The organism is Bartonella sp. AA97HXZ, assembly GCF_042196985.1.
Classification (GTDB): Bacteria; Pseudomonadota; Alphaproteobacteria; order Rhizobiales; family Rhizobiaceae; genus Bartonella.
On the sequence record NZ_JBHIRC010000001.1, the window covers coordinates 206,498 to 218,570 of the forward strand.

7 protein-coding genes are annotated in these 12,073 nt (G+C 36.8%); 6 read left to right on the forward strand and 1 reads right to left on the reverse strand.

What is annotated here, in order from left to right:
* Positions 1-379: 379 nt before the first annotated feature.
* From ACFINE_RS00885 to ACFINE_RS00895, 3 genes are read left to right on the forward strand one after another with little or no spacing between them, the layout of a single operon-like run.
* Positions 380-826, forward strand: coding sequence for a DNA polymerase III subunit chi (locus ACFINE_RS00885; RefSeq protein WP_375620743.1), 447 nt, complete (start codon positions 380-382; stop codon positions 824-826).
* A complete protein-coding gene (locus ACFINE_RS00890) occupies positions 826-1,005 on the forward strand; it encodes a hypothetical protein (RefSeq protein ID WP_375611245.1) in 180 nt (59 codons plus the stop codon). Before ACFINE_RS00885 ends, ACFINE_RS00890 begins: the two co-directional genes overlap by 1 nt.
* The gene (locus tag ACFINE_RS00895) at positions 992-1,258 is read left to right on the forward strand and encodes a hypothetical protein (RefSeq protein WP_375620744.1); all 267 of its coding nucleotides are present in this window, start codon (positions 992-994) and stop codon (positions 1,256-1,258) included. Before ACFINE_RS00890 ends, ACFINE_RS00895 begins: the two co-directional genes overlap by 14 nt.
* Here the strand turns inward: ACFINE_RS00895 and ACFINE_RS00900 are convergent.
* The gene (locus ACFINE_RS00900) at positions 1,255-2,544 is read right to left on the reverse strand and encodes an MFS transporter (protein ID WP_375620745.1); all 1,290 of its coding nucleotides are present in this window, start codon (positions 2,542-2,544) and stop codon (positions 1,255-1,257) included. The genes ACFINE_RS00895 and ACFINE_RS00900 overlap by 4 nt on opposite strands.
* Positions 2,545-3,114: 570 nt before the next feature.
* Here ACFINE_RS00900 and bafA (ACFINE_RS00905) point away from each other — a divergent pair.
* The 3 genes from bafA (ACFINE_RS00905) (at position 3,115) to ACFINE_RS00915 (ending at position 12,029) form a co-directional block, all read left to right on the forward strand.
* Positions 3,115-8,619, forward strand: a complete 5,505-nt coding sequence (gene bafA, locus ACFINE_RS00905) for a BafA family autotransporter (RefSeq protein ID WP_375620746.1) — start codon at positions 3,115-3,117, stop codon at positions 8,617-8,619.
* 363 nt (positions 8,620-8,982) lie between these two features.
* Positions 8,983-11,547, forward strand: a complete 2,565-nt coding sequence (gene bafA, locus ACFINE_RS00910) for a BafA family autotransporter (RefSeq protein WP_375620747.1) — start codon at positions 8,983-8,985, stop codon at positions 11,545-11,547.
* Positions 11,548-11,840: 293 nt separating this feature from the next.
* Complete coding sequence (locus ACFINE_RS00915) at positions 11,841-12,029, forward strand: hypothetical protein (protein ID WP_375620748.1); 189 nt, start codon at positions 11,841-11,843, stop codon at positions 12,027-12,029.
* The last annotated feature ends 44 nt before the right edge of the window (positions 12,030-12,073 follow it).

Below are 12,073 nucleotides of genomic sequence, written 5' to 3' on the forward strand. Positions count from 1 at the left end.
TCGATAGCAAATATTCTTACTGCTTTCGGTTAAAATGTAATAAAGTTTGAAAAAATATCCTTTCATGAATTGGATATTTTTACCAAATAAATAATATAAAATTGCCTATGAGGTCCTCTTTAAATTTTCCGTACATTATATTTTATTTTCAACTATAGTCTACAAAGAATCTAGAAGAATCTAGAAAATAACTTAAAAAACTTTTTTATTAACGTTGAAGATAAAAATTTTTGTCTTTTAAAGACACGTGCAAAAAGATAATGCATCTCAATCAAAAAAGAGGGTTTATATCTTGAACCGTTTCCTTTGTATTAGGGATATAGAAGTTTTTTTAAAAAGATGTTAGCTTTTTTATAAAGAATGATGAAGGCTTAAGAGATTGGATATTTTATTCTATCATTTGACGCAGTCAACGCTGAAGGATATTTTGCCGACGCTTGTGGAGCGTGCATTGGCTCGTTTTGGTAAAGTAACAATACAGTGTGTGAGTAAAGAACAACGCGATTCTATAGATATACATTTATGGGTTTATACTGATGAATCATTTATTGGACATGGAACGGAGTGTGATCAATATCCAAACGTTCAGCCTGTATTTCTTACGACAGGACAAGAAAATCCGAATGATTCAAAGATTCGTTTTCTCATAGAGGGAGCTGTTTGTTCGGATATTGATGCTTATCAACGGCTTGTCGTGATATTTGATGGTAGAAGTGAAGAGCAGTTGAATCTCGTTCGTGCACAGTGGAAAAAATATAAAATGGAAAATCATAATTTAACGTATTGGCAACAGACTGAAGATCGTCGCTGGGAAAAACAGGTTTAATGCGTCTTGTATCTATTGTTCTGATTTTTATAGGATTACTGGGAATAGTAAATCCTGCACTTTTTATTACGGAAGGCTCAGGGGGAGGGCGTTGGGTTTTTATTGTGATTTTTCTTTTAGGCATGTTAAATATATGGACTATAATTAAAAAAACGAAACGCCATAATGATAATTATTGATCGAATTTTGCTTGTTTTATGGGCTGTGATGTTGGCCTTCTTTTGCGTTTCATGGTTGGGGACAACGCATATCTTATCAGAAATGTTTGCTGTTTCTTATATAAGCAATATTGCAGATTTTTTATTTTTCTTTTTGAGTGCTTTGTTTGCAGGAATATTGTGGTGGAAAATACCTCAACCCCTGTCTTTAAAAACGAAACTGGCAGCATTTTTGCCGCCAGTCCTTATTTTATTCTTCATTATTATATTTTAGTTGGATATTTCATCATCTGTAAATCCGACGAAGCAAATCAGTGAAATAAAAGAAGCAAGAAGCAAATAATAACCGATATAAGATGTATCGAAATGTTGCACCAGATATTCTGCAATATAAGGCGCGAGAGATGCTCCTATAATAGCAGATAAATTGAAAGTAATAGAAGAACCGGTATATCGAATTGCTGTTGGGTATGGTGAAGCCAAAACAGCACCAAGAGGACTGTATATCATTCCCATGAGAGACAAACCGATAACAGACATTGCAAGGACTCCTATAACTCCAGAATTTAAGAAATAAGGAATTGCGAAAGAATAAATACCTGTGATGATTGTAATCCAAATCATCAAAGTTCTACGTCTAATACGGTCAGCGAGTCTTCCCGTGATGACAGTAAAAATCCCACAAAAAATAGCACCGACAATTTCGATTTGAAGAGCTTGATGAAATGGCAATTGCAAATGGTTTGTTGAATAGCTTAGCAAATATGTAGTAACCAAGTAAAACAAAACAAAAGTTGCCATACCAGAAAATATTCCAAGAAATAGGATTCGTGGACATTTTAAAAAGACATCTATGATAGGAACTTTGACATGTTTTTTACTTTCAAGAGTTTTTTTGAATTGAACAGTTTCATTGATTGAAAGACGGACCCATAATCCTATAATCATAAAAACAACTGAAGCAATAAAAGGAATACGCCATCCCCAGGCTAAAAGTTCTTCACGATCAAGGAAATGCAGCAGACCCAAATAAACAGCAATAGATAAAAACAAACCTATTGAAACGCCTAATTGGGGGAACATTGCATACCAGCCGCGCTTTTCTGGAGGGGCATTTTCTGTAGCGAGCAAAACAGCTCCTCCCCATTCTCCTCCTAATCCAATTCCCTGTCCAATACGGCACAAGGTTAAGAGGAAAGGGGCAAACCACCCAGCTATTTCATAAGTAGGAAGAAAACCAATAATGACTGTTGAAAGACCCATTGTGAGAAGAGAAGCGATAAGTGTTGCTTTTCTTCCAATTTTATCTCCAAAATGTCCAAAAACAACTGATCCAAAAGGGCGGGCAAAAAAGGCTGCTCCAAATATTAGGAAAGATTGTAAAATGGCAATTTGATCATTTTGTGTTGGAAAAAACACATGAGGAAATATAAGAGCTGCGGCAGTGCCAAAGACATAAAAATCAAAGAATTCAATTGTTGGGCCAATAAGGCTTGCAAATAAAATCCGACGAGGGGAGTTTCTGTTGCTTGTAGCTTTCATTTCTGAGTTTATAGACATGAATAGAATGTCCCTTTCAGTATATGACAAATCAAATGACGAGTTAACTGACTATAACTATAGAAATTTCAAATCAGTGTCGAGTCAATATTATGACACTTCGTTATATATTAGAACAATGATTATGGGCTGATGAGTATGAATAAGTGCTCTATATATTATCCAAATTGAATAAGATAAAGACACTGCTTTAAATGCTGTAGAAGATGGCAATAGATGGCTATAAACGCAGCTCTCATTCACATTGCTGTGTCCTTTAAAGTTTAATGCCATTTTTATCTATTAAGGGATCAATCTTATTCGTAGATCAGTGTTTAGTGTCTCAAAATATTAAAAATATTTTTCATGGATGCAATTATAACACTTTTAAAGTGTATCTAAAAAATTAAATCTTTTAGTTGTGCATGCATTTTAAAACACATGGTGTATATTTGATCTGTCAAAGCTTAATCCATCGAATGCTTTGCTATCTTAAAAGACATGAGGTTGAGCAATTACGTTGTGTTGTTTTGGTCTATGCACTTTTTTCTAAATGGGAGAATTTAAATTTAAAATTATGGAGTGTAAATAATGCAACGCAAATTGAAATTAAATTTTTGTGCGTTAATGGTCAGTGGTTTTTTTGTCAAGATTGCGAGTGCATATGGAGTAGCTACACCAAGAGAAAAGTTATTAACACCAGTAAGTATCAGTGAACACCTAGAAGAGACAAGAAAGTTGTTATCAGAAGTGAGGGGACTAAAAGAAAAAAAGGGGGGATCAAAAAAGATAGAGAATAAACAGACAGCAGAAGGAAGTGATCTTTCAGAAGAGGAAAGGAAGAGATTAGAAAACCTATTCTTTGAAGTACTCACAAATTCAATAATAAGCGATGGTGCTGCGATCTATATTACTAACCGTGACTCTGAAGGTTCTGAAATAAATAGCTTTAACTATAAAGATGCAGCTTATTCCATTAATAATACGGTTAGAGAAGGGGGAAAACTCTACATTGATGCAGCAAGTGTTAGCAGGGATACGACAATTGAGCATGGTGGGATTGAGTTTGTCCAAAACTTGAGCATTTCAGAATATGCTACTGTTAAAAAAGGTGGTAAACAAATTGTTGAGAGTGGTGCAAATGCAGAAGGGGCTCAAATCCATGGTGGCGAGCAGATTATTTTTGGTAAGGGAAGCCTTGGATCTAGTTTGTCGCGAAAAGATAAGGAAAGTAGTGCTTATGGCACTGAAATTCATGCTGCAGATGGAATGCCAGGAATACAAAGTGTTTATAGTGGGGGGATGGCTGTTGACACAAAGGTTATGAAAGGAGGTATCCAGAATCTTGATGGTAAAGAGAATTTTCATAACGGTTTATCAGAAGATGCTGATACAGCCGATATAGAAGATGAAGATTTTACAATTAATGAGGGGGCTTTTGCACTGAGTACTGAACTTTTTAAAAATGGTATGCAGAATATCTTTGCAGGAGGGAATGCGAGTGAAGTTACTTTATACGATAGAGCTATTCAGAATATATATGATTCTGGATATGCGGATAATCTAACTATTAATCATCAAGCAAGGTCACGGGGTTTTGCTGGTGCGATATTAGGTGAAAATACAAATGTTAATGATTTTGGCAACCTCTATCTCTATGCTGGAAATGGTGAAGCTGTTACGGAAGTAGAAAATCTTAATTTAAATGGAGAAGATACCAAACTATACATTATTGCGTCTGAAGATAACGGCAAAAAACCTGAGATTAATGTTAAGAATTTAAAAGGAAATGGCAGAGTTATTTTTACATCTTCTGGGGCTGATAAGCATTATTCTCAGCTTAATATTGATGATCTTTCAGGTTCTTTACATTTCGATTTTAATATCAATTTTGCCAAGCAGCTTAGTGATTATCTTGTGATTAAAAAAAGGGGCTCTGGTTCTCACACAATAAGTGTGGCTGATTCTGGGCGTGAAATTACAAATTCTTCTTACAAAAAGCTTAAATTAATTACTGATCGCAGCGGAAATGCCCATTTTACTCTGACAAACACTTTTGGTGAAAAAATCGGAACTGTTGATGCCGGAACCTATCGGTACAGTTTGCAACATAGAAACAATAAGGGTACTGGTAAAATTTGGTACTTAGATGCAAACCACACCATTGATGAGACAACTTCTCAAGTTTTTGATAGTGTATTGAAACCATATACTGGTTCATCAAGTGATTTACTTACAGAACTCACAATTGATCAAGGAACAACTGTTTCTATTGCAGATCCTAGCTTTGACACGAGTAGCAAGGAAGTTGATAGCAATGGAGAAACTTCAATTAGTATTACAGTTAAAGATGGTGGAAAGCTTTCCGTTTATAGCGGTGGTTTTAGCTTGTATACGACAATTCAAAGAGGTGGCACTGAGCTTATTAAAACACAGGGTCTTTCACAGGATACTATTGTTCATAAAGGTGGGCAACAAAAGGTTAAAGAGGGGGGAAAAGCTGAAGGGGCTAAAATTTACGGAGGTGAGCAATTTGTTTCAGGAAAGTCTGATATTAAAGGTGCGATGGTGAGGAGCAGCGCCTATGACACTATCGTTTCTGGTGAGAATGGAGTGCGAGGATATCAGAATGTGTATGATGATGGAGAGGTTTTTAACACACAGATCATGGAAGGAGGGATACAAAATCTTTATGGAGAAGAGGATCTAGACGAGTATAGCAGTTTTGCCTTTGATACGAAGGTCTTTTCTGGTGGACAGCAACATGTTTTAGCGGGAGGAATCGCGATTGGCGTTCTTTTAGAAGGGACTGCTTTTCAGGCAATAGATTTAGGAGGTTATGTAAAAGATTTAACCGTTAAGGATCAAGCACAATCGTGGTTACATTTTGGTTCAACATTAGAAGGAAGCACTATGATTCATGATTCTGGACGGATTTATCTTTATGCCGGTGCAGAGCAATCTCGTACTGAAGTAGAAAAAATTGTCTTAAATGGCAGAGATACAAAATTGTACGCGATTGCCTCTAATATAGATGGTGAAAGTTCTTTGATTGAGAATCTGAGTGGGAATGGTCGTGTTATTTTTACTTCTACCGTGTTTAATCCACATTACTCTAAACTTGAGATCAATGATCTTTCAGGGAGTTTACATTTTAGGTTGCATACTAATTTTGCAGAACAGCGCGGTGATTATCTTCTGATAAAACAAGGATCAGGTAATCACACCATAAGTGTTATCGATTCTGGTGTTGAAATTACCAATTCTCCTCTACAAGATCAGAATTTAGTTTTGGAGCTTGATTTAATTCATGTTCAAAGCGGAAATGCGCATTTTACTCTGACAGATTTTTCTGGTGAAGAGACGAGTACGATTGATGGTGGAGCCTACATGTATGGCTTAAAGACAAAAGATGATAATGGGGGAAAGACTTGGTCTTTGGCTATATCACAAATAACTTCTGCTCCTGTAATTCCTTCACCTCATGTGGAGTCGCCTATAGATAACCTTCCTGAAAAAGAAGAAAATATGACATCGGCAAAAGATTTTAGTATCTCTGATGTAATTCATTACAGCATTGGGGAAGGAGGAGGAATTCTACAAAGCTCTTTGCTCGGTGATGGTAACGTAGTTTATGTCTCTGATGATGGAGAGCAAGGTGTTCTTAAGAAGTCTATTAATAATACAATTCAGGGATCAGGAAGACTTTATGTTGAAGCTGGTGGTTTCAGTAAAAATACAACCATTGAAAATGGTGGTACTGAGATTGTAGGGGAACAGGGGGTCTCAGAATCTACGATTATTTACGAGGGTGGAAAACAAAAAGTGGAGGGGGGAGGCTCTGCATTGAGAGCTGAAATTTATGGTGGGGAGCAGCTTGTTTTCGGAAATGGTTATGTAAATGGTGGAATTGTGGGGAGCAGTGCTTATAACACGACACTTTATGGTCAAGGTGATACGCCGGGACAGCAGAATGTATATGATGATGGGATGGCTGTGGAAACAAAAGTGATGAGTGGAGGAGTACAAACTCTTGCTAAGTGGTTTCCTAATGATGATAACTTTGCAGAAAAAGCCGGCGGTTTAGCTGTAAATGCTGAAATCTTTTCAGAGGGTGTGCAGCGTGTTTTAGCAGGAGGTGAAGCAAATACAGTCATTTTACGCACTGGTGGTGTTCAAGAAGTCTATGCAGGTGGAATTGTAAAGAATCTAACGATTGAAGGTAATGCTAATTCATGGATTTCTCCTGGTGCAATATTAGGAGGAGAAATAAAAGTTCAGGATTTTGGTGGGCTCCATCTTGATGCTGGAGACGATGGTCAACAAACTATAGTAGAAAACATTGAATTAAATGGAGAAGACGCTCAATTATACTCCGTTGCTCGTGGGTTTGACGACAAAAGTACACGCATTCAGCAGTTAAGCGGTGTAGGAAAAGTCATTTTTACCTCTTTTGAAGATGATTTATATTACTCTCAGCTTTACATTGATAATCTAGCAGGGAGTCTACATTTTAACTTTAATGTTAGCCTTGCAGAAGAAAAAGGTGATTACCTCTTTATTGAGAATGGGAGTGGTTTTCATACAATAAGTGTCGTAGATTCTGGTATTGAAATTGTTGATCCTTCTTCAGCAGGACTTGATTTAATTTTTGATCAAAGTGGTGGCGCACATTTTACCCTGAGAAGCTTTTCTGGTGCAAATGTTAAAACTATTGATGGCGGAACCTATACGTATGGTTTAAAACAGAGAATTGATGAGGATGGGGGTGAAAAAGTTTGGTATTTATCTGCAGTATTTATTGATAATGTTTCATTTCTCAACAGTTTACCACGTAGTAGAAGCAGATCTATGCGGCATTTAAATCAAAATCAATCAGTTTCTTCTCTTTCAACTATTGCAGCACCACAAGCGCGTGTTATTAAATTGCCACGTCGAAGAAAAAACCGCCAAAACTTGAATCAAAGATCTCCAGCTTTTGTATCTCCAACTGTTTCCTCTCTTGGAAGTCACGTTATTGAAGTCTTAGGTTCAGGAAGTCTTCATCCTCTTTCTGATGAAAAACAACAAACTGCTGTTTCAACCTCTTCTCAATTTTTAGCCGATCAAATGATTTTACGTCCAGTTCATAAAGAACAACCTTTTCCACAATTGAGTGAGAAACTTTCAGTTTCTCACTTTTTGACCACTCCCTCTACAGATGCGGTATTGTCTATGTCTGTGGCGCCAGCGATGGTTTTTCACAATGAAATGCAAACCGTACGTGTGGGAAGAGGAATTCTAGATAAAAGTAAAAAGAATACGGCTTTATGGACCTATGCGATTAAATCTAAAGAGAGTGTTGCTACAGAGCATATAGATTTTAAACTGGATCAGACCGGTATCGTTTTGGGGATCAATGGTTTAAGCGAGTGGGAAAATGGAGAGTTTTATATAGGTGGTTTTGGCAGTTATGATCGCGCCCGTGTTGCGCATGCACGGGGGGGTAACAGTGGAATCAATACTTATGGTATTGGTGCTTATGTCACTTATTTTGATCATAGTGGATGGTATCTCGATGGTATTTTAAAATACAATCATTATCAAAATACTCTAAAAGCCGTTTCAACGAATGGTTTAGAGATTGAAGGAACATATACTCAAAGGGCATTGGGAACTTCCTTTGAAGCTGGTTATCGACTTAAGACGTCAAAGAACAGTTGGTTACAGCCTTATGGACAATTTACATGGTTACAAGTTGAGGGTAAAGAAATCAAGTTATCGAATGATATGACAGGTGACATGCGTCCATTCACTTCATTACGCAGTGAGGTTGGCTTATCTTTAGGGTATGAATTTGGTTCACACATGGATTCCTCATCGCTTGCGTATATTACAGCAGCATGGTTGCGTGAGAATAAAGATGACAATCAAACGTTAATTAATCAACGCCATCCATTTACCACTGACTTATCGGGGAATGCAGGTAAATTAGGAATAGGTTTAAGCAGTTTAGTGAGTGAGAAGTTAAAGTTATATGGTGAGGCACATTATATTAAAGGGCGTAAAACAAAACAGTCCCTTCAGGGTGTTTTAGGTGTACGCTATAGTTTCTAACGATATGGTTATTTTTTAGTTATCTTTAAATGTATGATTAGTTTTTTAAAGTTTTTAATGCAGCATCAGAGAACAATTTTTCAGAGCACGCAGCTTCGTTGTTCATGATAAACTGTATACCCTTATATACTTGATTATGCATTACTTTTTATCTTTGATAAGAAAACTCCGAGAAAATGCTAAAGAAGCACTATAAAAACGCCCTTATATTCTTGATCAAAAAAGTATTTAAAAAACTGTAAAGAACGGTTTTTTATGAGATAAGGAGGATTTTTAAGAAGGATTGTTGCAATCTAAGGTTGAAAATATGTTTTGTAGAGCTAATTACATTCAGTGTCTATGCAGGCGTGAAGGGGGGAGGATATGGCTCTACAATATAAATGGAAACGAAATTTTTGGATACTCATGTTGAGCAGCTGTTTTGTGCAAGCTGCTGCTGCAAATGAGGAGAGAACAGCACTTTTTTGTCAATCTTCAAGTTATGAAAATGATAAAGTATTTCAAGATCAATACAATGAGGATATGAAATCAGCAAGATGCATACTTGGAGCCTCTAATGATGTTATGGTAAGAACGCGCAATGAATTAGACTTTTTAAAAAAGCCTAGAGATTTTATCATGGATAAGGGTGCTAGAGTGTTTGCGAGTCAACAGGAGCTTGACAGCAGTCATCGTGACAATGCTGGATATAATGCACAAGAACAAAATACTGCATTTCTTAAAAAGCCTGAACTTATTTCCATTAAAGATGGGGCAATGTTAGAAAATTATATCCTTGATAATGAAGGTAAAGCATACATTTCAAATGATGGTGAGATTGATAGTCCAGGGCGATCCATTAATAACACTGTAAGGAATGGTGCAGAGCTTTATGTGTATGCAGGAGGACTCAGTGAGAATAGTAAAATTGAACATGGTGGAATTGAAAATGTTCAGGCTTTAAAGGGAAAACAAGGTTTTTCGAAAAATGCTGTTGTTAAAGAAGGCGGGCACCAAAGTGTTGGAAATGGAGGGAAAGTAGAGGGGACTAAAATTTATGGCGGTGAGCAGCTTGTTTTCGGGGAGGGGGATATTGGAGGAGAGATTAAAGGCAGTAGTGCTTCTCATACTATCATTTATGGTCAAGATGAAACACTAGGCCAACAAAAAGTATATGATGGCGGAAAAGTTTGGAATACAAAAGTTATGCAAGGGGGTGTCCAAGAAGTTGGACAAAAGTCTCAAAGTGCAAAAAATGGTGGTTTTGCATTTCACACAGAAGTTTTTGGTGGTGGTAAACAACGTATCTTAAAAGGCGGTCAGGCTATTGAAGTCACTTTAAATGAGAGTGCTATTCAGGAAATATATACTGATGGATCTGTAAAAAATCTAACAATGAATGATCAAACAAAATCATGGGTGCATGCTGGAGCAACATTAGAAGGCAAGACACAGGTAAACCATTCTGGGCAGATCCATCTTTATGCTGGGAATGATCAACAACGCACCACAGTAGAAGATATTATTTTAAATGGAAAAGATACAAAACTATACTCTATTACTGATGAGTTTGATGGAAAAAGTTCTTTGATACAAAAATTAAGTGGTGAAGGAAGTGTTATTTTTTCGTTTACAGGTTCTGATCCATATTATTCTCAGCTTCATGTGAATAATCTTTCAGGAAATTTACATTTCGCGTTCAATACTACGATTGCCCATAACCGTGGTGATTATCTCTTGGTTGAGAAAGGCGCTGGGAAACATACAATAAGTGTTGCTGATTCTGGAGTTGAAATCACGGATCCTTTTTCAAATAAGCGTGATTTAATTACGGATCAAAGTGGTGGAGCGCATTTTACGCTGACAGATCTTAAGGGTGAAAAAATTAACGCCATTGATGGTGGAACTTATATGTATGATTTGAAAGAAAGAAAGGATGAAAATGGAAAAGTTTGGTTTTTATCGGCAGACCGCCTCAGTGGACCAGAACCTTCTATACCAGATCCGACAAATCCTTTTTTTCCTGGAGAAACATCAACAACCCCCTCTACAGATGCAGTGTTAACGTTGTCCGTAGTTCCTGGGCTTATTTTTAATAATGAGTTGCAAATTATACGGAATGGTAGAAAAATTTGGGACAGAAATAAGAAGGATATCGAACTATGGACTTATGGGATTAAGAGCAGAGAACGTGTTGCGACAGGCCATACACACTTTAAGCTTGGGCAGACAGGTTTAGTCTTTGGTGCTGATCAGTTGAGTGAATTAAGGCATGGAGAGTTGTATGTTGGTGGTTTCGGGAGTTATGATCAAGTACGTATTTCTCATGCACGAGGTGGTGATAGTGATCTGAGCTCTTATAGCATTGGAACTTACGCAACTTATTTTGATCATCGTGGATGGTATATGGATGGTGTTTTGAAATATAATTATTACCGAGATAATTTGAAAGCCATATCAACGAATGGCTTAGCCATTCAAAGTCATTACAATCAGTGGGCGATAGGTGGATCATTTGAGATTGGTTGTTATTTTGAACCGGCACAGAATACTTGGATGCAGCCTTATATCAAGCTAACAGGTTTGCAGGTTGAAGGTAAAAGAATAAAACTTTCCCATGGAATGATAGGTGATCTAAGCCCATTAACTTCATTCCGCAGTGAAGTTGGATTGACTGCAGGACATGAATTTTTTGTGAGTTCAGAAACTTCATTAACAGCTTACATTATGGCAGCTTGGTTGCGTGAGAATATAAATAATAATTATACGACAATTAATAACCAGTATAAATTTATTACAGATTTATCAGGCAGTGCGGGTAAATTGGGAATTGGTTTAAACGGTTCGGTCAATGATAAACTAACACTTTATGCGGAAGCACATTATCTAAAAGGACATAAGATTAAGAATGCTCTTCAAGGTATTTTAGGATTACGCTATAGTTTCTAAATATGTGTGCATGGCTGATTAACTTTACAAATGTAATTGTTTTGCAAACTTAAACAGATAACGTTCGGCTATGTCTTCTCGAGAGTGTAAGGACTTTCTCAAACAGTAGGAATGTCTTTATACTCTCTCTTTTAAAGGTAACATACTGAATTTATAATAATAATTCATTTCTATGCATGTTGAATGAGAGTCGCGAAAATCATAGAATTCTCTGATTCCAAATCTGTTTATGTTGAATCAATCAAAACCATTTTCTTGCACGTCACAAGCAGGCAAGCCTGCGTGGATAAAAATTGTACAAGAAAGAACTAAAAATACCTCTTATTAAACTGCCTCAAGTACCAAAGGGTGTAGCGTTGCAACATTTTAGGGCTGGAAAAGTGTATGATGATATCGGCTCGCTTCTTCATAAGCGTAAAGATTGGGAGTTCAATGGCTTTACCGGTATATCATTCATGGATGACGTCGCGAAATGGGCTTGAGTGCATTGAGAGATGTCTCTTTAAAACAAGTGTGTGAATGTACA